This is a genomic window from Bacillus sp. J14TS2, from assembly GCF_018333015.1.
Lineage (GTDB): Bacteria > Bacillota > Bacilli > Bacillales > Bacillaceae_C > Lederbergia.
Window position 1 is genome coordinate 49006 of record NZ_BORE01000020.1, and the last position, 24045, is coordinate 73050.

A 24045-nucleotide genomic window follows, 5' to 3' on the forward strand; every position below is an offset into this window, starting at 1 on the left:
ACCTCCCCTTTCTACACTCAGATTACAAATACGCCAGTGAAGTTATAAACACCTATTTAATACGGCTGTAAAGCCATCATATTCATCTTTTATATAGATCAATATAAAATGTATCACAACTGTAATCAGTTAACGGTCTCATTTTCCCAAAAACAGATCTTAAACACTCACACCATTTGAAAGGACACATCCGAATTTTATTCCCTTTAAAATTTGTTAGTTTAATAAAGAGAATTCAGCATGAACAGGACTTTTAATCATACTTTATTATAAGTGGCAATTTTCATTTCAAAATTAAAACCAACAAGGACATGAATGTGAGCCTTCCCTCACAAATATATTTTGGAGGTGAGAAAATGGGAAGAGTTGCCTACCGAAATGCAGATGTTGACTTAATGGCAAGGATGATGAGAGCAGAGGCTGAAGGTGAAGGAAAACAAGGAATGCTATATGTGGGAAATGTAATTGTGAACCGTGTTGTAGCAGATTGTATTGATTTTAATGATCTGAGGACAGTTGAACAGGTCATTTTTCAAGTACAAGGAGGAAATTACTCATTTGAAGCTGTTCAAAAAGGGAATGCATTCTATCAAAGAGCAAGAGAATCAGAAAGACAATTAGCAAGGCGCACTTTGGAGAGTTGGAGAGATCACCCAGCTAAATATGCCCTTTGGTACTTTAATCCATCTGGTCCGTGCCCCCCAACATGGTATGATCAACCTTTTACTGGCCAATTTAAACAGCATTGTTTTTATGAACCACAACCTGGAACATGTGATAGTGTTTATAATGGATGATGATTTTGCATATGTAATCTGAGAAGACTCCTCCCTTCCTACTATAAAGTTTTTGCAGGAAACCACATTATGCTGGATTATTTACAATCCGTTAACCATAATTATTTACTAACATTTAAAGTAACTCATTAAATAGTATTGTAATTTAATAAAACCAGGGCAGGTTCATGATAAGATGAACCTGCCCCCTCTTTAATACAGTTTATCTTTTTTAAAAATGTAAGCTTTAAAAGAATTTCGACATTCTTCAACACATCGCATCTTGTTTATAAAGTAAGGGTAAGCTTATTAAAAGCATAATAACCCCTAGTGCTAAAAAATATAGTGGCATCGCAAGGACTGTTCCATTATGAAAAATGCTCATACCATAGATTATAGCGCTGACGAGTAAATAATAACCTAAACTAAATAGCGCACTCGCAGAACCAATGACGTCTTGAAAGTCAATGAGCGCTAAACTTAAACAGTTTGGTAAAGCTGTACCCGTGCCAAATAAAATAATGAACACACTAACAATCATGGTTGGCATTTGTAATGAAATCGGTAAAAAATGTACCCATGTAGCAAGCAATGTACCGATGAGCATAATGGCTAACCCGCGTAAGATAATCTTCTCAGGTTTTGTGTGGCTAACAAATCGTTTAGATAACAACGCACCTGCGATAGAAGCGAGTGCAACGATAATGCCTAAAAAACCATACATCGCACTTGTTAGTTTAAAGTATTGTGTAAAAATAAATGGTGCTTCGGTATAATAACTAAATAATACACCGTTAATACAGCCAATTAATACGCCATAACACCATAAACGCGCATTTGTAAACATGCGCTTCATTATTGGTAATAAAGGCTTCATTTCAATTGTAGTAAGGGCTGTTTCAGGCAGGCGTAAAAAAGCATAGCAAAATACAATAATGCTCATAGTAACTAACACCAAAAATACGACTTTAAAGCCAAAATAATAATCGGTAAAGCCACCGATTAACGGACCAATAGCAGGTGTAAAGGCTATTGCAGCTGAAATTTGAGCGAACAGTTTATGACGCTCAACGCCTGAAAAGCTTTCGCGTAAAATTGTTTGTGTCACGACAGAGCCAACACTTGCACCAAATGCTTGAATAAAGCGTGCGACTAATAAAACCGCCATTTCATCAGCTACTAAACAAAGTACGTTACCAACAAAATATAAAAACACCCCATAAAGCATTGCCTTGCGACGACCAATTTTATCGGATAAACGCCCAAAGAAAAATACTCCGAAAGCAAAAGCGATAAAGTACACACTCATCGTAAGTTGTGCATCACTCATAGAAGTTTCCAACGCTTCTGCGATAGAAGGTAATGATGGGCTAAAAATTGTTTCACTAATTTGTGGAAAGCCTACTAATATAATCAATAATAATAAGCCTGGTATTTTGTTTCCGATGTTTTTCCTCAAAATAATCCTCCCCTAGGTAATTATAGGTTTGAAAGAAAAACATCATAGCTTGGGAAATGGGGGCTTCACGAGTTTAATCTTTTCTAATTCACTCATGAATTCACTTCCTTTTAATAAAAAATACATAGAAGATTATACAATTGAAAGGAATAAAAGTAAAACAGCGCTCCTTTTGTAGATTTGGAATAAAGTTTAATCAAAAAATAGGTAGCAAACCCATTTTTACTCGACAGATTTAAGTAGCGATTTTGTAAAAAAGCTTGATCATTCTTATATTGATCCTGAACTTCAGGCCTATTTTGTTTTCTAACCAGTTAAAAGAGCATTATTTAATAAAACATGCCGATTAACAGATATTTCAAACAAAAATTCTATTTTCTGTAACTCTACTATCCGAGAGAAATAAAGTCACTATGAAAGCCTTCTAATTTCAGGTCACAGGAAAGATGAGACAGCAATCGAAAAGAAATGTTAAAGAAATGACTATGATACGATTGAATTACGTTAAAACCAAGGAGGGAAAAATGGCAGTAAAAGTTGCCCCGTATTTGATGTTGGATGGAAATGCTAAGGAAGCCATTCAGTATATTTCTAATTGATACGGAAAGACACGGCTAAACTAGTGAAGGCGATTTTAACCAACGTCAATACCTTTATTCGTTTAATTAGTGAGTTTTCAACTTGATGGTTTAGATGAAAAATTCCAGGGAGCACATAAAAAAGGCTAGCGTAAAGTGACTGGAAATACCGTAAAAGAAGGAGATATTGATATGATTACACAGATTGCACAAGTACCTATTCTCGTTAAGGACCTTGAGGAAGCAAAACAATTCTATACTGAAGCATTAGGTTTTGTTGTTCGGGAAGAAATAGAGTTTTCTCCGGGCTGGAAATATCTTACAGTTTCTCCAACGGAAACTAGTGAGACACAATTGGAATTAATGAAGGCCGAGACACCAGAGCAAGAACGAATGATTGGTAGACAACTGGTAGGCCGGGCAGCGCTGATGTTTTTAAGCGCAGACATTGAAACGGACTATCAAGAAATGAAAGCAAAGGGTGTGGTCTTCCACAGCGAACCTAAGTCAGTTCCCGGAGGAAAAGGCGCAGGTTTCGAAGACTTGTATGGTAATGCCTTTGACTTGTATCAGCTAGATATAAAAGAAGAATAGGATACCGTCAAAGACGAACAATGTATTGCCTTAGCCGATGCAGACTCCCGCGGGAAGTGAGAGTTAGATAAGTGATGGGCTTGCCACTCGCCCGCGGAAAGCGAAGTATATGCACGTAGTAGTTCGGTTTTGTCTTGAATGAAAACAATTTTGTCTCAGCTTCGGTAACTGAATGATCGTGTAGAATTAAAATTAGTTTTCTGTTAGTTCTTCATTATCTTCCCCATGTAACTTCTCTAAATGTCCCAAATGATCCATTCCCCAACTTCTCATAGAGACTAATAATGGTTTCAATCCATGCCCATACTCCGACAAGGAATATTCTACTTTTGGAGGCACTTGTTGATAAACTTCCCGATGAACAATGTTATTATATTCCAATTCTCTCAATTGTGAAGTTAACATTTTTTTAGTGATCTCTGGAATAGCTCTTTGCAGTTCACTAAAACGTAGTTTTTCGTTCTCCATAAGATGGAATAAGATAATCGGCTTCCATTTTCCCGATATAATATCTAATGCAGCTTGAAGTTCCCTACAATTTTCACCTTTAGACTGGTTCGTCATTTTATAACTCTCCTTTTAGGGACATGCGTAAATCCTTTGTATATCAAAAGGTTTCTTAAAAGTAACTATGTTTAATTAATGTGCCTTCTTCTCAAAAAGGAACTTTAGATTTATTATAACCCTAGTAGCAAATTGATACAACATATCAATTGATTCAACAAGATAAATTTGGAGGGTTCATATATGACTAAAATTGGTATTATTACAGGAAGCACACGTGATGTACGTGTAAATTTACAAGTCGCAGAATGGATTAAGGAATTTGCAGATAATAGAGATGTGGATGCAACATTTGAAATTGTTGATATTAAAGAGAGTGGTCTTGGACGTTTCAACGAAGCTATCCCGCCCCTAATGACAAATAAAGAATACGGAACTGACGAACAGAATGCTTGGTCAAAGAAAATTGACGCATTGGATGGTTTTATTTTTGTCACACCTGAATACAATAAGAATTTCCCTTCAGGCCTTAAAGACCATTTAGATTATTTAGGTTCGGAGTGGCATCACAAAGCTGCTGGTATCGTAAGCTATGGTTCTACTCTAGGGATTGCAGCTTCCCTTGCACTACGTACAACATTAGCCAACCTAAAAGTAGCAACAGTGGAACCACAAGGTGCATTCAGCTTATTTAATGACTTTGAAAACATGACAACTTTTAAACCATTGGAAGTTCATAAACCAAGATTCGGTGAGATGATTGATGATGTGGTCGCTTGGTCAAATGCGCTTAAATCTGTAAGGACAAACACTTCAACGACAGTAATGAGCTGATAAATCTATTTATTGAAGGAGTTAATATAAAAATGAAAACATTAGTATTAGTTTTTCATCCAAATTTGGCTGAATCTCGTGGAAACCGTCATTTAGTTGAAGAAATAAGAGAACAGCCTAATGTTACTGTTCATAATGTTTATGAAGCATATTCCGATGAAAAAATCGATATTTATACAGAACAACAACTAGTAGAAGAACATGACCGGATCGTTTTACAATTTCCTTTCTATTGGTATAGTGCACCTCCGTTGTTGAAAAAGTGGCTCGAAGAAGTCATTACTTACGGGTGGGCTTATGGAACAGAAGGAGATAAATTTCGTGGCAAAGAAATCTTGGTTTCCGTGACTACAAGAGTTGATCAGGAAGATTATTCACCAGAGGGAGATGTTAAATTTTCGGTCTCAGAATTATTACGTCCACTGGAGGCAACTAGTAACTTTGTCGGTGCACACTATTTAGCACCATTTGCATTGCATGGTGTAGAGCATAAATCTGATGAACAGCTTGCAGAAATTGCAAAAGAATATGTGAGTTATACATTAAATCCAGAAGTTACACTAGATTCTTATGCATTAATTTAGAAAATTGATTGGTCTATCGAGGCTGGGACAAAAGTGTTTTCACCACAGAAAAAACCGAATTAGTATGATGCATATCCCCGCTCCGGAAATATACTTCGCTTTCCGCGGCCGGCTGCTGAGCTTTCTCAGGCATAAAGGATGTCGCGGTTGAGTCTGTCGCCAGGACGGCGCGTACTTAGTCTTTGATCCTTATTCGCACTCCCGGATCTCATCGAGGCCTTTTCGACGAACACGATGTTCTAGTGTCGGCGTTGGTCACAGGACGTGACCGTCATTAGCCGACCTCCCGCTGGAGTCTACGTATATTTCCTCCGCTAAGGTAATGCATTGTTCGTCTTTGGAGGTTAGCATTTTAGTTTTATCCCAGCCTCTTTTGAGGTACTGGCCTTTCTATTATTAAATAAAAAACAAGAAACCTCTATTACCTATGGAATAACCATACAAGTAGAGGTTTCTTTTACCGTTTAAATTCATTTCCCTTTTTTTCTAAATTCGTATGTCCGCTATTTTTTATATCCTTTTTTACATCAGAAGTAGTATCAAGTCCTGCAAAGTAGTGATTTCTTGACTTATCATTGATGACTTCTTGAAGCATTGTTACACGTTCACGAAAAGCAAAGCAAATAGCATTGGTTCTTGCTTCATCAACAAATAGAGAATCCTTTACAATTTCTCTATACTCTTCCTCTATATTTTTAAGAGAAGATAAATCGACCCAATCAAAATCTGTTACAAGTTTGATCTGATCCTCATGGTTATTTTTAAATGGTTTACAATTTATTTTGCCATCTGCCTGGATGAGAGACACTGGTTTCGAATACCACAAGGAAGTTCCACTATCAAATACAGGTGAAGCACCTATCCATTCCAAATTGTCTGCATTACGAATGACGCCGAAATTGTTTTGATGTCTGTCCTCATTCATAACTAAATAATCAAGAACTAACATTTGGTTTATAGATTCTTCTATGTTAGGTATCCCTAAATTGTTACAACAGTTTAAATAATGCTGATAAACAGATACATGATCTTGTTTTTTCTCTGTTTGCATGACATACCACGCACTAATTAATTCTGTGTTTGAAGTAACAAAGTTTTTGCAAACACTATAGGGATACTCTTCTTGTTTCATTATAGAATACGGTATATGAGGAATACCTAATCGCTCACAAATTTTACTAGCAAACACTTCATTATAAGGTTCTTGCCTGATTGCTCCACTTCCACCTTTCATCAAGTAACGCTTGCCATTAACGATTGTCCATTTCTTTTTCAGCCATCCATCTGATGTATTGTCAGGAGACATTAAACTTATTTCTTCACTATCTGTATGAAAACCAATTAGAATATTACCTACATCCTCAGAAAATGTATTTTCAAAAAAGTTCACCTCAGCCCATTTTATATCAGACCCTTTAGGACAAATCCAATATTGATCTGAAAGACTTAAACCTAAAGATTTCTCTAATAGCTTTTCGGTTTCTATTATATTCAATTTTTCTAAGGCTTCCCGAATACCATCTCTACTTGCTGGTATCGATCTTAATCTCCACCATTCATTTAATGAAGCGCGATTAACATTCCCCTTCTTAACTTCTATACCAATTGGCACATGTTTTTCATCATGTATCTCACCTATTTTTGCAATAGATGATGTTTGTTCGTCTAGGTTTATTTCAACTACTGGTGTTTGTTTATGCATCAAAGTATACTTCAATTTTTACACCTTCTTTTAATTGATGATTAAAACTTTGATTTGTCTAAAGCATTTTCTTAGTAAACATTCTAACCTAGCTAAATAAACAGTTCCTTCAAGCATTCGATCATATTCCTATCCTTTTGATGCGCAAGATATGTTTTCCGGAGCGCATGTTTTAAACGCATCATCGCATAATGCATTTCACTTTCTGCGCTCCTCCCTTTCCTATTTCTAATCAATCAAATGGTCTGTTTGCAGAAGCTTAAAGTGAATACAGTTCTATTATTTTCTCTGAGGGTAGTTTATTCGAATTACACATATCAACAAAATAAGGTAACTGCCAGTTTTGAGTTTTCATCGCTTGTTTACTGCTCGGACTATCCCAGCTAGGATAAACTCTTATTGCCATTTTCCCCTTTGTTGAGGCAGATCTAAGAATGTTCTGTTTTAAAAGAATTTCTTTTGGAAAAATAAATTGCCCAAACTCATGTTCATTTTTAAAGGTAGTTATAACTAATAAATCCGGTGCTTCATCATATGAGTAAGGTTGATTTTTATTATCTTCATCTTTCTCCCAAAATGCTACAAACTGCCCTACTTTAGTAGGTGTTACATTCGCAACCCTGAATCGAACTGTTTTAGAAGATAATTGAAATGTACCAGCGCCATACTTTGCATTTTGCTTTTCTTCCTGAACTGCCTTTACAGTTAAGTGATTTGGCTTGTAAATCATTTTATTTATATAAGTTAATGCTGTTAAAAAATCATTCATTTCTTCACTCCCTAAAATTCAAACAAAATGACCTGTTTGTTCTCAAAATCCAGCTTTTTAATACTATTGTATCAAACCTTTTTAACATATATCGAACTTTACTATAAAGCCATAATAAATACTAAAAAATTCCCTTCGTTCTTTTCTCTTCAACTTTTTAGCGATTCAATACCTTTCATTTGAACTTCAACCCTATAATTCAAAGTTAAACTATATGATGGGTTTTTGTATTAAAAAACTTTAAAGATAGAAGTACAAATTAAAATCCTAGTCATTTGCATTAATGTTTTATGATAAGGGTGTAAGCTTAATTTTTAAATAAAAAATAAGAAAAAGGTGGAATACTTGTATGACACAATCCATTAATCGTACTGTTCCGATTTTTCCTTGCCGTTCACTCGAAGAAGTCATGACTTTTTATGAAGCAATTGGATTTAGAGTTACGTATCTACAGACCGCACCCTATGGATATTTAGCATTAAAACATGATATTGCCGAAATAAGTTTTTATAGGAGGAAAAAATACGACCATACTAATCAAATGTACCAAGTTCAGGTGTATATTTTTGTTGATAATGTTGAGGCTGTTTATGAGGAGTTTATAACCAACTTCAAAAGTGCATATGGGAAACTATACAGAACTGGTCTTCCAAGAATCTCACAGTTAAATATAACAAAGGAGGATAGACGTTTTACACTTGCTGATCCAGCAGGTAGTGTAATTACCATTGCCCAACCACTGGAAAATAATAAAACAGAAGAATTGCAACATCAGCAGTATGCAAGTGATCCGAATGAAAGACTTTATTACTTAGCTTATGCATTAGCGTATTCAAAGCTTGAGTATAGGACCGCTTACAAAGCTCTTCAGCGATTATTGAAGAACGAAGAGGATTTGTCCAAGAAATTACGGGCCAAAGCTCTAATTATGAAAGTAGATTTAGAGGTTCTGAATGAAGATTATCAAGCAGCAAGGGACACATTAAAACAAATAGAAACTATCAAATTGCATCAGCAAATCTACAAAAATTTAGCAGAGGAAATGGAACGATTAGCCGAAGTAAAAATACAATTAGAGAAATTATAACATTTTCCAATTACATCTCCTTTTCGTTAGGAAGAAAAGCGTCCTTTGTTAACGATCCAAAAATTATCACTTGGGAAGGTTAAATAAAATAAATATTTTGTATGAATACTTTTACTGTAAACAAGAAGCAAGTTTAGGTTTCATCATTAAATAAGATAAGTAAATAGCTTCGAGAGATCATCGATAAGAAAAGATAATGTCAATACATGACTCGCGACGCCTCTCCTATATCACTCGTCTCAGAATGAAATCAGCAAGAGCCGCACGTGAAATCGTTAGAATGAAGGAACCTCCCCGCTTCTGCAATTGCCTGTCTGGTTGCCATTTGTCAATCTGGAGGGACGAACGATCGTCCAATCCAGATTGCTGTTCTTTACAATCTATTCCTTGACCTCATGCTCGGCAAACTACCTAGCGGAGCAATTAAACAAAAATGTCTTCAATAAAGAAACCTAATCCCTTACGACCTTCCTTCCCCCTAAGAAGGACAATTAAATGAATCGGTTTACATGTTGCTAAGGTAATGTTGCCAACACCTTCAATCAGAGCTGGATCCCTTCAGAAGAGCCAAGCGCACAAAATACTGCCTCTTTCTCCTATATAGCACGTTCGATCGACGCGCAGTCAGTCACATTTCCTTGAACTGATCATGTTAAATCGTAATCCTCAGCAAACCTCGTTCAATCATAACGGCCCTCTATTGAGATTTTTCCGCATAAAATCCGCCAAGCGCACATTTAGTTACCTATCAATACTAATAATGGTTATTGACAGTAGTTTCGGCCGATAGCATTATAATGCATGAATAAACTAAACCTAACTATTGAATCAATAGTCTATGAATTATAATTCTGCGAGGTATTTTGCAGTACGAATCATTTGGCTGGTAAAAGAGTTTTCGTTATCATACCATGCTGCTATTTTCACCAGTGTATCCCTTCCTAATTCCGATACTTTCGTTTGTGTTGCATCAAACAATCCACCATAATTCATACCAATTATATCCGATGATACAATCGGTTCTTCTGTATATCCGTATTGCTCGGATTGAGATTGCTCCATCTTCTGGTTAACCTGTTCTACTGTTACAGAGCCGCCCACTACCGCGGTCAATTCTGTAAGTGAACCAGCCATAACCGGCACTCTTTGAGATGTTCCGTCCAATTTCCCGTCTAAGGCAGGGATAACCTGACCAATAGCCTTTGCCGCCCCGGTTGTAGTGGGAATGATATTTCCAGCTGCAGATCGTGCCCGGCGCAAGTCATCTTTGGCATGGGGGCCATCAAGGGTATTCTGGTCATTTGTATAGGCGTGTATTGTTGTCATAAAGCCTTTTTTGACAGGCGCAAGCTCGTTCAAGAAATAAGCCATTGGAGCAAGACAGTTCGTGGTACAAGACGCTGCCGAAACAATGGTATCTTCTTTTGTCAACGTGTGTTCATTGATACCGTAAACAATAGTGGGAACATCTTTCCCCGCAGTGGTGGATATCAATACCTTTCTTGCACCCGCATTAATATGTGCAGTCGCCGCACTTTTTGATGCAAAAAAGCCTGTACACTCCAGAACCACATCAATTTGTAATTCTTTCCATGGCAGTTGGCTGGGGTCTTTTTGGGCATAAATTGGAATAGCTGCACCGGCCACAATTAAGCTGTTCTCATTGTAGCTAATTGCTTTGTTATAATGTCCCTGTGTAGTATCATATTTTAGCAAATGTGCAAGCATTTTGGGGCTTGTAAGATCATTGATGGCCGCGATTCTATAACCCTCCGTATTAATTATCTGCCGGAACGCCAGCCTTCCAATTCGACCAAAGCCATTTATTGCAATGTTAATACTCATAGATACCTTCCTTTCCGAATAAAACCTCATCTTCAACACATTTTTATTATATCAATTGACTTTTTGTGGTACATTGTTATAAATGTAGTATCTAACTATACTATCTGTTAGGAGGAGAACGCTATGCCACAATTTGACCGATATAAAAACAGAAGCATAGATATTGAGTTTGCAGCAGTCGAAGATTTTGAAGCTCTTCCTTACCCAGAACGGTTTACTCTGATATTTATTACAAATGGAACTTTAAATGCACAGTTAAATGAACGACCAATAGACATTTCTGCTCCCAGCGTTTTATGCTTATCTATGGATGATAAACTGCAAGTTATAGACAAGGATGACATCTCCGCACAATCCTTTAGTTTTCATCCGGACTTTTTCAAAACTCCCCAGATTTCTGAAACACAAACCTACAAGCCAAGCAACTTAAAGATACAAACCGGACTTTCACTTTTCCAAAGGGACAATAAACAAACTGGCATACCGCGTATCTCTAGCACAGCATATCCACGACTGCTTGAATGGTTTTTTGTAATGGGGACAGAAGTGTATGCACAAAGTAATGCACTTTGGGTATGCAGAATTAAAAAATATCTTATACAGATATTAGAATTGCTTGAGAACTTAAACCGTCAATCCGAACAAACCCCTTTTGATTTGGTTTTAGATTATATACACACAAACTACTCCAATAAAATTACATTGGAGGATTTAACGAATTGTGCCTATTTGAATCGTGTATCTCTCAATGAAATATTTCAAAAAAGATGTGGATGTACTGCTATGGGATATCTCCTGTCATATCGGCTAAAGATTGCGGGGCATCTTCTCGTTCATACAGGTATGACCTTAGATGAAATTGCTCGTTCCATTGGATTTCAATATGATACTTACTTTATAAAACAATTTACAGCCAAAAGAGGAATGTCACCCACAACGTTTCGGAACACCTATCGAAACCCGCATCTTTACTATATATAAATTGACTCAAATGATGACAAGTATCAATGGGCGGGCAAACCAAGCACCTAATATTTAACTTCGGATAATCCGATTTTTTACTATATAAGAAAACCACCTTCATAAAAGGCGGTTTATTGAGCTATCGTTCTCCTAATCACCTAGGTCATCTTATCGTTTGGTAAGTGAGACCTAAAGCTCCAGAATCGAATGTCTTGTTTTCGATAAGTTTGAGATTGATCTTCTCCTGGAGACCTTGAAATAGCGGCAACCCGCTGCCGATCAAGACAGGAGAAACCGTAATTTTATACTCATCTATTACATCAAGCTGCATAAGATAGTGTGCGAACCTAGGACTGCCAAGGATGACCATATCCTCGCCTGGCTGCTGCTTGAGGTTCTTGATCTCTTCCTTGACATTTTCTTTCACCAATCTGGAATTGTTCCATTCAACGTTTTCAAGCGTCGTGGAAAAAACGACTTTGGCTGTCTTTTCGATCCACTGAGCATGATTCTGTTCATACTGGGAAGCTGATGGGTTCGAAGGCACTGATGGCCAGTAACTATGCATCATCTGATACGTTCCACGCCCCCAAATGACGGTGTCTGCAGTCCTCAGAATTTCCTCCGCATGTTTCTCCAAATCAGCATCGTAGGAAATCCAGCCAATATCCATTTCACCGTTCGGCCCTTCTACAAAACCGTCAAGCGATGTGTGCAAAAATAGAACGAGTTTTCTCATCTTCAGTTCCCCTTTGTCCATGAAAGATATTTACATCTATATTATAGGACATCTCAGGTTGGGTTGTTTCTTATGGATTGCTAATTTCAAATGAAATATTCTACTAATCTACAAAAAACTTCATAAGGGCATATCTCCTTCTTGGCGAGATGAAGTGGTCGCGAAACCACTTTATCCTACCATGAAGTAGTTTTTTGACCACGCTTTAAGCTCTCTGGGACCCCTGGCCTATAAGGGAATACCTTGTTCGTCTTTGAAGGTTAGCATTTTAGTTATGTCCCAGCCTCTATTAAAATGCTTCTCTTTTAACTCATCCGTATGTACTTTTAATTTTTCTTCTTCGATTAGATAAACGACATTGCATAATTCTTCAATATTTTCTTGAAATGCAGAGTCACATCTAGTTAAAAAGGGAATAAAATCAATTTCTCCTTATATTTATAACTATAAATCAATTTAATAAATCTTTATTTTGCTGACGAATACACAAAATGATTGGTAAACTGATACTGATAACCAATAAAAAAATGCTCGCATATAATTCAATCATTGGAATTTTTGTCCATTGATAAAGTGCATTCTTTAGGTAAAACACATCGGTGAGCACTCGATTAGCAATGAAAATAAAAACAAAACCAACTGGAATAACTTTCATTAGTAATGACAAATAATGTTTACTGGCCTGAGAAAGGAATAAGAGAATGCCGCTATAAGCCATCCCAATCAAATAAACTAGCACTACAACGTTCACTATCCACTTGACAAAAGTCCATTGATAAAAAGATAGTAATAAAGGTTCTTCATTATCGATAAAAAAAGAATTTAACCCATTCGAGAAATATTGTGTGAAATCAGTAAAATACAGCAAACTTCCAAAAAAAACTACGACACAAGTAATCAACAGAAAACTAGCAGTCATGCCAGTAATAAATTGTGTCCAAAGAATGTTCCGCCCATGACGACTACTCCATTGAATTTTTTGTAACCCTAACAAGCGGTCTCTAACAAAAACAGAAGGGATCAATAAAGACAATAGAAAAATAAACAAGATAAGAATACTTTCAAAATAACTAGCAACTTGTGAAGATAAATAACTGGGCAAAATATTCAGCCAACCTTCTTCCATAAACAATGTTTCTGAAAGCCTTTCTCTTTCTTTTTCCGTATAATGTTCATCATTGAGAAACATATCTGATGAATCAAATTGTTTCATAGAATTATATAAGTTTTGTAAGACATTGATTTTATCCACCATTGAATGACCTGTATCATCTATCAGGTCTTGCTGAATCGCATCTTTGTGTTTAACGATTTCTTTCTCTTCTTCATTCATCTCGTTGATTGCCCCATGGGGAGCATTATCTTGATACCATGATTCAAACTCAGCATAATTTCCCAGTTGAAGTTGTTTTGCGATAGGGTTTTCCGAGACAATCTTGTCTGCTTGCTTGATTAAGGTAGTATACTCCGCTTCGATTTCTGCTATTTCTTCATCTTCAAGCGTTTGTCCAAATCGATTTTGCCAATCAGAAGCTTGCTCATAAATAGGAATCAAACCGCCATTCGGCCAAAATTTATGGATAAAAGTCAACTCTTGATTGAAGAACACAATCGTTATCAAGAGTGCAACAAGAAGTAAAATCGGTTGAAATAATTTTTTAAACTCAACAGTAAACACTTTATTTTACCTCCTTTGTGGCATAGAATTTACTAGTGAAAATACCGCCAATGCCTAAAAGAAACAGGTTGATGACCATTGCAATGGATTCTTGCCACGGAATTGTTGCATAAGGTCCCATTTCCGTAAACCAATAGCCTTGTACTTTCCACAAAGAAATTGGATGCCACATCAATAGAGAATGCAAATTCCACCAACCCATTTGATTAATGATTTGTTCCAGTCCCAATAAAACAACATAAAGGACAACAAATACAATAAAACCTCGGAATAAATGATCCGTCCATAGGCCAACAAGAAAATTAAATCCGTGACAGAGGATGACTAATAAGCCGCCTAGTACAATAGATAAAATAGTGTAGTTTGACAATGTCATTGGTTTCCATGGGATAAAAGGAATTTCCAGCAATTGTGGAAAATAAACATTGGTGTGAAATTGTGTCGACATGCTTGTTTGCCACAAGGTTCCAATAGGGTGCATATAATTAAAAATGCTAAACGTCAACATGACCACTGTTCCATAAAAAAGAAGGGTGAGAATGAAGCTCGCTGCATATTTACTCACTTGTGTTTTACGTCCTGTTTTTGAGGTCATCACCAGGACATCTGTTTTGGTTAATCTCTCTGAAGTACTTCCATACAACCCAAGCAATAAAGCAAAGATTAAACTTTCACCCAAGATTGCATGAAATAATCGATTTCTAATAAAGGTAAAGACACTCATTGTTTCTCCTGCCGCGCCCATTTCCAATGCAGCTTGTTCTTCTGCTAATTCATGGACAATGGGAGTTAATTTTTCGTATTTTCGCTTCATTTTTTCAGTGACTGAGCCTTGTATTTGATAAAAGTTGATGATTTCCTGCCCTAATGCTTCTGTTGAATAATCTTGAAAAGTATTTTCCAATTCAGCAGTTTCTGTCAGTAATCGCTGTTGTTGCCTACTTGGGGATTGGTTGGAAAGCTTTTCCCGAAATTCAGATGTAATGAACGCCCCTGATTTTTCTTTAGTTTCCTGAACATAATCTAAATAAGATTGATCCAGACCTGCTGTTGCAATATAGATTGTATTTAACAATAAACTGGCGATAAAAAATAGGAGAACCATTGACTGTTCCAATAGTTTACGAATTTCAAAGGGGATGATCCGCAGCATTTGCCACCACCCCATCTCGATAAATATACAGAAATGCGTCTTCCAAACTTGGGCGTACTTCCACCCCTTCCTTTGGGATAAATGGACTAGCAATTCTAAGTAAATGACCTTCATCACTTTCTGTTTCACTTAATAGCAATTGCTCTTGAGTTAATTGATGAGTAGCAGGAACTTCAAAAATTTTGCCTTGCACTGATCGCGTAATTTGAGAGGGTGTTTCACAACAGTATAAGTGATGATTTTTAATCATAATAATTTGTCTGGCAATCGTCTCCACATCCGAAACAATGTGTGTAGATAAAATGACAATCCTGTCTTGAGCGAGACGATGAATCAAATTACGAAAACGAACACGTTCTTTTGGGTCTAGGCCTGCTGTAGGCTCATCTAAAATCAATAACTTCGGATTATTTAACATCGCTTGAGCAATGCCAACCCGTTGGATCATCCCTCCTGAAAAACGTTTCATTTTCTTGTTTTTTACCTCAGAAAGTGCAACAAGCTCTAAAAGCTCATCAATCATTTCTTCTGCTTCTTTCTTATCCATTTTTTGTAATGCTGCAATATATTTTAAAAATCTTGTAGGAGAGTAATTTCCATAATAACCAAAATCTTGTGGCAAATAACCTAATATTTCACGATAATCCGCTCCCAGCTCTTTAATTGCTTGTCCGTTCCATAATATTTCACCAGAAGTCGGGAATAAAAGTGTTGTAATCATTTTTAATAATGTCGTTTTTCCCGCGCCATTTGGAGATAGTAATCCGTAAACACCATTTTCAAAAGTCAAAGAAATATCTTCCAAAACGGGATTGGACTGGAATTTCTTACTGACATGATTAAGCACTAGCATAGGTAATCGTTCCTTCCTTTTTCATAAAATAGTTGTGACGCAATAAATAGATAAATAAAAGGAGTAATCCAAAAACTATCCCTGCGCCAATTGAATGCGGGAGATACAACAGAAGTTGAGTAATCCCTTCTTGTTTCCAAATAAAGAGGGCTCCTACAGCACCCCATATCATTGGCGTCACCCAATAACTGCAACACAATGGTATTTTAAATTCTAAAAGGAGTTGAAGATTCGCAAATAAAAACAAGGAAAAAAACGAGAGACTAAACAATCTCATCAACGAAAATTCTTGACCAAGTAATTGCCATATGAGTACATTAGTCCCCACAGAAGCAATCAAAGAAATCCCGCTAAACGCCAGCATACGTATGATGAGCAGTTCCTTTAAAGAAACTCGCAGTGTCATCTTTAGTTCGAAGGTTCCTAATAGTTTTTCTTTCCACATTCCAAGAAAATACAAAAGTGCATAGCAAAGAGGCGAAGCCATAAAAACAGCAAAATAAATTTTATCACTATGGCCTTTCTCAAGTGAATGATGTAAATCAGGAAAATACAGTATCCATGCTCCAATCAACAAAAGACCAACAATAAATAAAATATCGCCCATTCCCCAAAAAAGATAACGGAAACCAACTTCTTGAAAATAAGAACGAAGAAATTCTCTAAACGTTACAGGGTGAAGATTCACTTCTTTTAAAATAAAAGCAATGCTATTTTCTTTTTCATCTTGTGTGAAAGGGATATGTTTTCTTCCTCTATTCATAGTCACGAAACTCCTCTCTAATTTTTTTAATCAACCGATAATACTGGGCTTTGATCCGCTCTTCTTTTTGAGCAAGCAATGAAGCAATCTCTGGAAATGATAACTCCCCATACGCTCGTAACTGGAAGATTTCCTGAATTTCCGGGCGAAAACTTGTAACATATTGATTAATCGCCTCTAATAGTTCCTTCTGATACAAACTTTGATCAAAATCCTTCTCTTCTACCCACTCTACATCTTTCAATTCTAGCCAAGTCATTTTCACTTTACGTCGTGCATCAATGACCTTATGTGTTCCAATACGGAAGAGCCACGTCCGAAATGAAGATTTGCGATCATCATAAGAACTAAGCCCTTTTAAAGCAGCGATAAAAACTTCCTGTGTTAAATCAAGAGCGTCATCTCCATTACCCACTTGACGATAAAGATAAAAATACAGGTCATCATAATAACGCCGAATCAATTCATTTGCAGCTTGATTCGACCCTTTTTTTAATATGGAACGGATTAAACGCTTGTCAGTTAACACTTCTCTACTCCTTTCGACTTCATTACTCTTATATTCGAAATTCAACAGGCAATCGTTGCACTTTTTTACTTTTTATTTTTGTTATAACGGAAAGTCCGCATGTAAAGCGATACAACTCTGAATTGTATGTAAATAAAGTTGCGGTCGTTAATTCATAAAGAAAAATAGACATATATAAAGGAGAGCACATAACAAGTATGTCTCTCCCACAATACGCCCAATAGTCACTCTATTTTCCTACTGAAAAATATCCCTTGCCAAAATTTTTGGCAGTTTTTTGGTAGGGAACCAACTCGATTTTAATATTCTGTTTTCCATTTAAATCTACAAAAAGGTTTACTCCATTATTATATAAAAGATTGACTATGACCTAACGTCATACTATAGAATTAAAAAAAGGAAGGAGAGAACGAAGTTGACTGAAAAAATGTATACAGTTAAAAAATTCGCGAATTTGACAGGTGTCACAGAACGGACCCTTCAATATTATGATCGCAAAGGAGTACTAACTCCAACTGGTCATACAAAAAATGGATATCGCCTTTATAGCCATAAAGACATATTTAAAATGCAGAAAATATTAACTCTCAAATATTTGGGATATTCCTTAAAAGAGATTATCGACTATCTTTCTATGAATTCATCAACTAGTGTACTCGATACATTATATAAACAGAAAAAGTTACTTGAAAAGAAAAGAGATGAAATTGATCGTATCATTGATACGTTTTCGACAGTTGAACAAGTGATTCAAGATGAAAAGATTGAAAGTGACCTATTGCTAGCTATCATTCATTCCATTCAAATGGAAAATAAACAGAAACATTGGTTATCTAACCAACTTTCTAAGCCAGCTGTTGATCAAGTATTCATGCAACATATGTCTAAAGAAGAAAAAATGGATACCAATCGTGAACTATTAATTGCTATTAATAGATTACAAGGTCTTTATGAGAATGGAGTACCACCGCATAATATAGAAGTTCAGGATTTAATGAAACAGCTAGAAGAGATTTTAAACAAAATTATGGAACCGGAGTATCAAGAGGAACTAGAAAAGTTGAAATCAGAAGAAAGCTCCTTATACCATTTTTCTTTTATCTCAAAAGGATTCCAAGATTACACAGCGGAAGCTTCAAAAATATTAAATCAGAAAAATAACCATAGTACGGAAGAAAGGGATGAACATGAAAGCTAATCGCCTGCACATCCCCATTTTACTTATAATCCTTTCTATTATAATGATAAGCAGCTATATTATTTTGCGTTTAAATAACGTCAATAGCATAGTCGTAATATTATTAACATTAGCTTTAATCATTCTATGTCCATTGAGTATTTATTTCCTTTTGATTTTACCTAGGTCCATACCGAAAATATTATTATATCTATCATTTATTTTATGTTTAGGGGTTTCTTACGTTATTATTCCCTCTTCTCAAAAACATTTTTTCAATCAAATTTTGGTGTGGCTCCTACCCATTGTGCAAATCAGTGTGATTATTTTTGTTGTATATAGTATAGCTAAAGGAATTATTCGTTATAAGGAAATTCATTCAAATGGAAGCTATACCTTTCTTGAGACAACAAGAAAGGTGCTTGAGCCAAAATTAGGAACAGGTTTTTTCTTAGAAGCAGTCATTACAGAAATTAATATTTTCTATTATGCGGTGTTTGTATGGTTTAAAAAGAGAAATATAAGAGGTAGTGAGTTTTTCACCTATCACAAAACATCACAGATTAAAACAATCGTAATCGTATTTTCAATTATTATTGTAATAGAAGGAGCATTGTTCCATTTTGTTATTCAAGGCTGGAGTAATATTGCTGCATGGATTTTTACACTATTAAATATTTATGCTTTATTTTATATGGTAGGCCTTTATAATTCTACACGATTTTTGCCTCATGTTATCAATCAAGACAGGCTCATCATACGCCTTGGCTATCAGAGTAGCGTTGAATTGGATATTGGGAATATAGAAAGCATTAAAAATGCAAAACAAGGCGGAATTGAAGATAAGATACCAAAAGATACTTATTATTCATTGTTAAATATGGACGCTCCACAATATGAAATTATTTTAAAAGATCCGGTTATAATGAACGGTTCTTATGGAAGGAAGAAACAAGTTAAAACTGTTGTTTTTAGATCTGATGAACCAAATAAAATGATTGATCGAATAAATTGGATAAGAGAGCTGTAATGGTCAAGTAGTTTAGTAGTTACAACGAACTAGCCATAGAAAAACTTCCTGCCAAAGTTAATTTTTGGAAAGGTCATACCGCTCCTTTGAATTTACTGTGGCTTCTGATCGAGCACTTTAATCAGCTTTATCAATAAGTAGAGGATGAGTTTATGTTAAAAAAACGTATTGATACTTTAGATTTCTTGCTAGGATTTGCTCTATTAGACATAATACTCGCAAATATCACGTTAATAATATTACCTTTGCAAAGCAATATATCTTTATTCCGTTAATGTTCCGGTTGTTTCGTGTTCATAAATAGTCTGATTCGTGTTAAGTACCTACTTAAAGATGATCTCCCGTAGATGAGGGGATCTTATTTTCAGTTTTTATGCATAATCTACTTTCCGGGTGGTCAGCCATCTACATCACCCCCTGTCAGTCACCTTAAGGTGGTCAAAATCCTTAAAGACTTACGAAATCAATATATACTCAGTGAAACAGTCTCAAAATACACAAAACACCCCTCTACAAAGAAGGGTGTTCAGCAATTGAAATTATAGTGAATAAACCTCCTTCGCAGAGCTTTAGCACTATGCATCCGCCCATATTAAAAACCACCTTAAGTCGATAGTTCCTGTTCACCGTTATAGTTTTTCGATGTTTCTGGGCAGCAGCGTGTCTCCACATAGTAGCAAGGAATCCATATAAGATAGTGTAGTTCTCTAGTATCTTGCTTCTAAAATGTTCAAGTGGATATATCATGATTACATATAATCCACCGTTTTGGCATTTGCTAAGAATCGTAAGCTTATAAACGAATAAATTTGGCAGCGATCAATACAACGAGAATGAAAGCGATAATAAACTGAACCCAATAACCTTTTGTAGATGGACCAATCTCCTTCCTTACCACCGATTTGGAAAGAATCAATTCCATTGTCCAAATGAGCCATAATGCTAGAATACCTTTGATGGCGTATAACCATGGGAATTTAAGCATAATCAACATTCCCAGTCCGGAAACGATCATAATTACATAAAACAGACGTAATATCATTTGCGTTATTCTTTTCCCCACAGGTTTTCCCATCTTTAATAAAATAAAGGATAGGAAAAAAATCAAGATAGTGATTCCCCACAAACTTGCATGCGATTGAAACAACACGTTAAACATCTTTATCATCTCCTCAATGATCTTATAGCTATCCGCTATTAGTTTTTACAGCATCTGCATCCTGTTTCGATACGTTCACGTCATAAATATAAATAGTAATGATAATCATTCTCACTAAAAAAGAGCAAGCTTTACCAATATTTCTTTATCTAAGGTTACATAGTTCAAGAGTTCAGCCATAATGACAGTTATCCGATATTAATTAGAGACAATTCAATAAAGAAAAATCCACTATGGTAAAAACGAGTTCTTATTTTTAGTCCATACGGATTATGCATGAAAATGTACGAGAAGCCTCATAATTCTCCATATGTCTAATAAAGCTAGTAAACTAGCACGCTTGAATAACCATTAGCACCTCTAATGCTGTGTAATGTTTACCATTAAGGGAGTGGATACGGAATTCAAGTATCGATCATCACTCCTGAGTTCTATCACCGCGACAATATTTTCCTGTGGTCGAATCCCAAATGGCTTACACTGTTCTTGATCATAAATCCATTCCGGAAGCATGCGGTGTGCGTGCCACGATTTTGATTTAGCCAGTAATTGAAAGTTCTGGATCAAACAACATATTGCTGCGTAATCCTCTTCCTGCTTGTGGGGATCAGCTTCTTCCTTTGCTACGACCAGAAGGAACCCTAGTGGAGCATCCTCATAAGAAGTTAGGAGTTTACCGGTTGCTTCGCTGCCACTCACATAGATAAAGCGCCACGGTTCTCGTAGTCCGTCGTTTGGTGCCCAGATGGCCTCATTCAGCATTTCTAAAACACTTTGTAAAGTAACACGGAGATGATCTGAATGAATCCGATCAGTTCCACTCATTACGGTCCAATTCTGTTCTGCGGGTGTTCTTCTTCTGTTTCTAGGTTTTTTTTCAAAGTATCCGATGTTTAAAATACCGGCAAATCTTTCACCTTCTTGCAGATCAATTTCCTTGAAAAATGACTCACTTTGAATCATGGGATCCGTGTACCACAGCATCCCTAGGCTATGTTCCCAGCCTAGCAATTGAAAATTTTGCATTATGCTACAGACTGCAGCATAATATTCATCGCTCTGCCTCCGGTTTTCAGCAGATTCTGCAATGAAGACCAAGTGAGCGGGAGTATCTGCTACTTTTTTCGTGACAAAATTAATCATTTTGTTGAGAACGAGTTTTCCGAATTTACTTTCCTTCATTTTAGCTGTCATGCTCTCGGCCAACCTTTGTCGCGATTCATAGGTTCCGTAGTAAATACAACGCCATTGCGGTGTTTCCTCGGCTACGTACAAGCTAGCAGCCTTATTCAGCAAAGAAACGATTAATTCTTTGTCCACCGGAGTTCCATTGAATTTCCGGATGGATCTGCGTTCTCTTATCGTCTTGGAAAAATTCAATATGATCCCTCCACCAAATATTGTTCAGATTAATTCTAGTTCTTGCATGCTGATAAAAAAATCTTGTCGAAACACAGAATTATCTAGAAATCCTTAGCACTCAAGAATCTAAATTAATTAAGCTCGTTCACTAAAACAGAGATTGTCCTTAAATTTTAAAAATTCAACCGACTTAAGGCCGTGGATATAAAATGCTCTGGTTTTATTTTATAATTTAATATTATATTAGTAAGCAGACTGAGCTGAGACACCTGCTTCTACTAATTGAATATTTAAAGATGATAATTTCCATCTTTAAAATATTCATCATGAACAGGGATTTCCTGCTTTTGTGTCAGTAATTTCTCCAAAGCAAGCACAACCATCGCCAATACAACAGTAATGGCCGCAAGAATGAAAGCATTGCTGTATGAAGGATCAGCAGATCCGTTTATTATATTCCATTGTCCGCTGTCGAGTTCAAGAAAACGACTAAATAATGCAGAGCCCATGGCAGCGCCCAAAAAAATCATAAAGGTAAACAATCCTGTACCAATGCCGGTTTCATTTGGTGGCAAAATTTCTGATATGCGATTTGTAAGCGCCGATTGATTGGCAGTGAAGGCTAAACATACAAAAATCAGTAGCACAGAAATCCAAATAGGAGAGGCTCCGACAATCGTGGAAAGAGCTAGAAAAGCAATGGCCATGATCGTAAAACTAAATTGGCTCATAAACCGATTTCCACGTTTGGTAATTATGAGTCCAATCTGCGACCCTAAAATTATCGTCATCAACCCTCCTGGAAATAAAACAAGACCAATCATACTGGTTGACAATTCATTCACTTTTGAAAGCATTAAAGGAAGAATGAAAATCGTCGCCATATAAGCGATAGCGTTTAATAAACCCATGAAGAGAACAAGACTAAAGGGAACATTTTTCAATATGTCAATTTTAATAAACGGCTCGCTTACACGTTGAGCTTGCCAAACGAAAAGAACAAAAGAAACTACGGCAAGGATAAGTAGCCAGGCCGTTACATTAATTCCCATCAGTAGGGACGTAATGGCCAGCATAAATAAAACTGCTCCCACCTTATCAAAACGACTGCCAGTCTTAATTTCCTCTTTTGGTGCGTATTTAAGATAGAAAGGAAGAGTAATTAAACTTAAAAACGACATCAAAAATAAACTGTTCCATCCGAAGAAATCTGTTAAAAATCCACCCATTATCGGACCAATTGCACTACCGAGTGCCACCATGGCAAACACCATGCCAAGGGCATAACCACGTTGTCCATCTGAATAATATCGGGCAGCGGCTACTAGGCTTAATGTAGGAAGAGTCCCTCCTCCGATTCCTTGAAGGATTCGGGCGGCAATGATGAATGAATAGTTCGGGCTCATGAATCCAATCAAGGAACCCGCGATAAAAATAGCCATTCCAATAACAAACAATCGACGAATCGGATACCTATCAGATAATTTTCCAATTGCAACAGCTGCAATACCATTGAACAAACTAAAAATAACTGTAATCCAGCTTACCTCAGAAGTTGTTAAAATAAAAACCTTCCTAAATTCTGGAATCGCAACATTCATCATTGTTACGTTCATTGCATTAAACAACACCATATAGCACATGGAATAAAGTAATAATTTTTGTTTTCTTGTCAATTTTAATCCCTCTTATCTAACTTATTCTTAAAAAAATGAGCCTTAATTTTCTGGAAAGACAAACTTTAAGGGGCAGAGACAACAACCATTAAGGGATTAAGGATATATTCTATATAGATCGTTATCATCTCCCTATTTTGATTAATATAAAACCCCATTCGTTATATATCAAGAACAATTTTTCCCTATCGTAATTTTTGTGGCCTAGGGAAACTCAATAAGATATCAATA

General features: G+C 36.2%; 23 protein-coding genes. 8 read left to right on the forward strand and 15 right to left on the reverse strand.

The features are described from left to right. Nucleotides 1-356 precede the first annotated feature (356 nt). The gene (locus KI375_RS23380) at nt 357-797 is read left to right on the forward strand and encodes a cell wall hydrolase (RefSeq protein WP_212975800.1); all 441 of its coding nucleotides are present in this window, start codon (nt 357-359) and stop codon (nt 795-797) included. 247 nt (nt 798-1044) lie between these two features. On the opposite strand, the gene KI375_RS23385 is transcribed toward KI375_RS23380, so the two are convergent. Next, the gene (locus tag KI375_RS23385; RefSeq protein WP_212975801.1) at nt 1045-2235 is read right to left on the reverse strand and encodes a multidrug effflux MFS transporter; all 1191 of its coding nucleotides are present in this window, start codon (nt 2233-2235) and stop codon (nt 1045-1047) included. A 770-nt stretch (nt 2236-3005) separates the two neighbouring features. Here KI375_RS23385 and KI375_RS23390 point away from each other — a divergent pair. Next, nucleotides 3006-3407, forward strand: a complete 402-nt coding sequence (locus KI375_RS23390) for a VOC family protein (RefSeq protein ID WP_212975802.1) — start codon at nt 3006-3008, stop codon at nt 3405-3407. 192 nt (nt 3408-3599) lie between these two features. On the opposite strand, the gene KI375_RS23395 is transcribed toward KI375_RS23390, so the two are convergent. Further along, on the reverse strand, nt 3600-3971 hold the full coding sequence (locus KI375_RS23395) for a winged helix-turn-helix transcriptional regulator (RefSeq protein ID WP_212975803.1): 372 nt from the start codon (nt 3969-3971) through the stop codon (nt 3600-3602). 183 nt (nt 3972-4154) lie between these two features. Between KI375_RS23395 and KI375_RS23400 the strand changes: the two genes are divergently transcribed. Together KI375_RS23400 and KI375_RS23405 are read left to right on the forward strand one after the other, a co-directional pair. After that, a complete protein-coding gene (locus KI375_RS23400; protein WP_212975804.1) occupies nt 4155-4745 on the forward strand; it encodes an NADPH-dependent FMN reductase in 591 nt (196 codons plus the stop codon). Nucleotides 4746-4777: 32 nt separating this feature from the next. Beyond that, on the forward strand, nt 4778-5329 hold the full coding sequence (locus tag KI375_RS23405) for an NAD(P)H-dependent oxidoreductase (protein ID WP_212975805.1): 552 nt from the start codon (nt 4778-4780) through the stop codon (nt 5327-5329). 457 nt (nt 5330-5786) lie between these two features. Here the strand turns inward: KI375_RS23405 and KI375_RS23410 are convergent, their stop codons facing one another. Together KI375_RS23410 and KI375_RS23415 are read right to left on the reverse strand one after the other, a co-directional pair. Beyond that, complete coding sequence (locus tag KI375_RS23410) at nt 5787-7046, reverse strand: HipA domain-containing protein (protein ID WP_244853011.1); 1260 nt, start codon at nt 7044-7046, stop codon at nt 5787-5789. A gap of 244 nt (nt 7047-7290) precedes the next feature. Continuing rightward, nucleotides 7291-7800, reverse strand: coding sequence for a MepB family protein (locus tag KI375_RS23415; protein ID WP_212975806.1), 510 nt, complete (start codon nt 7798-7800; stop codon nt 7291-7293). Nucleotides 7801-8149: 349 nt separating this feature from the next. Here KI375_RS23415 and KI375_RS23420 point away from each other — a divergent pair, with 349 nt between their 5' ends. Continuing rightward, the gene (locus tag KI375_RS23420; protein ID WP_212975807.1) at nt 8150-8887 is read left to right on the forward strand and encodes a VOC family protein; all 738 of its coding nucleotides are present in this window, start codon (nt 8150-8152) and stop codon (nt 8885-8887) included. A gap of 275 nt (nt 8888-9162) precedes the next feature. Here the strand turns inward: KI375_RS23420 and KI375_RS28050 are convergent, their stop codons facing one another. Both KI375_RS28050 and gap read right to left on the reverse strand, forming a co-directional pair. Beyond that, on the reverse strand, nt 9163-9267 hold the full coding sequence (locus KI375_RS28050; protein ID WP_212975840.1) for an NAD(P)H-binding protein: 105 nt from the start codon (nt 9265-9267) through the stop codon (nt 9163-9165). 463 nt (nt 9268-9730) lie between these two features. Continuing rightward, the gene (gap, locus tag KI375_RS23430; RefSeq protein ID WP_212975808.1) at nt 9731-10732 is read right to left on the reverse strand and encodes a type I glyceraldehyde-3-phosphate dehydrogenase; all 1002 of its coding nucleotides are present in this window, start codon (nt 10730-10732) and stop codon (nt 9731-9733) included. A gap of 123 nt (nt 10733-10855) precedes the next feature. Here gap and KI375_RS23435 point away from each other — a divergent pair, with 123 nt between their 5' ends. Then, a complete protein-coding gene (locus KI375_RS23435; RefSeq protein ID WP_212975809.1) occupies nt 10856-11713 on the forward strand; it encodes an AraC family transcriptional regulator in 858 nt (285 codons plus the stop codon). A gap of 145 nt (nt 11714-11858) precedes the next feature. Here the strand turns inward: KI375_RS23435 and KI375_RS23440 are convergent, their stop codons facing one another. The 6 genes from KI375_RS23440 to KI375_RS23465 form a co-directional block, all read right to left on the reverse strand. After that, nucleotides 11859-12434: a dihydrofolate reductase family protein gene (locus KI375_RS23440; protein WP_212975810.1), complete on the reverse strand. Its 576-nt coding sequence runs from the start codon at nt 12432-12434 to the stop codon at nt 11859-11861. Nucleotides 12435-12885: 451 nt separating this feature from the next. Then, a complete protein-coding gene (locus KI375_RS23445; protein ID WP_212975811.1) occupies nt 12886-14112 on the reverse strand; it encodes a hypothetical protein in 1227 nt (408 codons plus the stop codon). A gap of 1 nt (nt 14113) precedes the next feature. Continuing rightward, nucleotides 14114-15265: a hypothetical protein gene (locus tag KI375_RS23450; RefSeq protein ID WP_212975812.1), complete on the reverse strand. Its 1152-nt coding sequence runs from the start codon at nt 15263-15265 to the stop codon at nt 14114-14116. Beyond that, on the reverse strand, nt 15243-16118 hold the full coding sequence (locus KI375_RS23455; RefSeq protein WP_212975813.1) for an ABC transporter ATP-binding protein: 876 nt from the start codon (nt 16116-16118) through the stop codon (nt 15243-15245). Before KI375_RS23455 ends, KI375_RS23450 begins: the two co-directional genes overlap by 23 nt. Then, nucleotides 16105-16881: a hypothetical protein gene (locus tag KI375_RS23460; protein WP_212975814.1), complete on the reverse strand. Its 777-nt coding sequence runs from the start codon at nt 16879-16881 to the stop codon at nt 16105-16107. The genes KI375_RS23455 and KI375_RS23460 overlap by 14 nt, the downstream gene beginning before the upstream one ends. Next, entirely contained in the window at nt 16874-17410 is a 537-nt protein-coding gene (locus tag KI375_RS23465; RefSeq protein WP_212975815.1) for an RNA polymerase sigma factor, read from the reverse strand. Before KI375_RS23465 ends, KI375_RS23460 begins: the two co-directional genes overlap by 8 nt. Nucleotides 17411-17825: 415 nt before the next feature. Here KI375_RS23465 and KI375_RS23470 point away from each other — a divergent pair, with 415 nt between their 5' ends. Next, nucleotides 17826-18608 (forward strand): MerR family transcriptional regulator, encoded by a 783-nt coding sequence (locus KI375_RS23470; protein WP_212975816.1) that lies wholly within the window; start codon nt 17826-17828, stop codon nt 18606-18608. Then, nucleotides 18598-19617, forward strand: coding sequence for a hypothetical protein (locus KI375_RS23475; protein ID WP_212975817.1), 1020 nt, complete (start codon nt 18598-18600; stop codon nt 19615-19617). Before KI375_RS23470 ends, KI375_RS23475 begins: the two co-directional genes overlap by 11 nt. A 793-nt stretch (nt 19618-20410) precedes the next feature. Here KI375_RS23475 and KI375_RS23480 read toward each other — a convergent pair. The 3 genes from KI375_RS23480 to KI375_RS23490 all read right to left on the reverse strand — a co-directional run bounded on the left by KI375_RS23480 (nt 20411) and on the right by KI375_RS23490 (nt 23814). Next, nucleotides 20411-20776, reverse strand: coding sequence for a DUF1516 family protein (locus tag KI375_RS23480; RefSeq protein WP_212975818.1), 366 nt, complete (start codon nt 20774-20776; stop codon nt 20411-20413). A gap of 360 nt (nt 20777-21136) precedes the next feature. Next, entirely contained in the window at nt 21137-22156 is a 1020-nt protein-coding gene (locus tag KI375_RS23485; protein ID WP_212975819.1) for a nitroreductase family protein, read from the reverse strand. 272 nt (nt 22157-22428) lie between these two features. Next, on the reverse strand, nt 22429-23814 hold the full coding sequence (locus KI375_RS23490) for an MFS transporter (RefSeq protein WP_212975820.1): 1386 nt from the start codon (nt 23812-23814) through the stop codon (nt 22429-22431). Nucleotides 23815-24045: the final 231 nt, after the last annotated feature.

Excerpts from the sequence above, each read along its gene's own strand:
- KI375_RS23475 (WP_212975817.1), top strand. The coding sequence starts at position 18,598 with ATGAAAGCTAATCGCCTGCACATCCCCATTTTACTTATAATCCTTTCT.
- KI375_RS23405 (WP_212975805.1), top strand. The coding sequence starts at position 4,778 with ATGAAAACATTAGTATTAGTTTTTCATCCAAATTTGGCTGAATCTCGT.
- KI375_RS23415 (WP_212975806.1), bottom strand. The coding sequence starts at position 7,800 with ATGAATGATTTTTTAACAGCATTAACTTATATAAATAAAATGATTTAC.
- KI375_RS23460 (WP_212975814.1), bottom strand. The coding sequence starts at position 16,881 with ATGAATAGAGGAAGAAAACATATCCCTTTCACACAAGATGAAAAAGAA.
- gap (WP_212975808.1), bottom strand. The coding sequence starts at position 10,732 with ATGAGTATTAACATTGCAATAAATGGCTTTGGTCGAATTGGAAGGCTG.
- KI375_RS23390 (WP_212975802.1), top strand. The coding sequence starts at position 3,006 with ATGATTACACAGATTGCACAAGTACCTATTCTCGTTAAGGACCTTGAG.
- KI375_RS23400 (WP_212975804.1), top strand. The coding sequence starts at position 4,155 with ATGACTAAAATTGGTATTATTACAGGAAGCACACGTGATGTACGTGTA.
- KI375_RS23435 (WP_212975809.1), top strand. The coding sequence starts at position 10,856 with ATGCCACAATTTGACCGATATAAAAACAGAAGCATAGATATTGAGTTT.
- KI375_RS23420 (WP_212975807.1), top strand. The coding sequence starts at position 8,150 with ATGACACAATCCATTAATCGTACTGTTCCGATTTTTCCTTGCCGTTCA.
- KI375_RS23395 (WP_212975803.1), bottom strand. The coding sequence starts at position 3,971 with ATGACGAACCAGTCTAAAGGTGAAAATTGTAGGGAACTTCAAGCTGCA.
- KI375_RS23455 (WP_212975813.1), bottom strand. The coding sequence starts at position 16,118 with ATGCTAGTGCTTAATCATGTCAGTAAGAAATTCCAGTCCAATCCCGTT.
- KI375_RS23450 (WP_212975812.1), bottom strand. The coding sequence starts at position 15,265 with ATGCTGCGGATCATCCCCTTTGAAATTCGTAAACTATTGGAACAGTCA.
- KI375_RS23440 (WP_212975810.1), bottom strand. The coding sequence starts at position 12,434 with ATGAGAAAACTCGTTCTATTTTTGCACACATCGCTTGACGGTTTTGTA.
- KI375_RS23380 (WP_212975800.1), top strand. The coding sequence starts at position 357 with ATGGGAAGAGTTGCCTACCGAAATGCAGATGTTGACTTAATGGCAAGG.
- KI375_RS23480 (WP_212975818.1), bottom strand. The coding sequence starts at position 20,776 with ATGTTTAACGTGTTGTTTCAATCGCATGCAAGTTTGTGGGGAATCACT.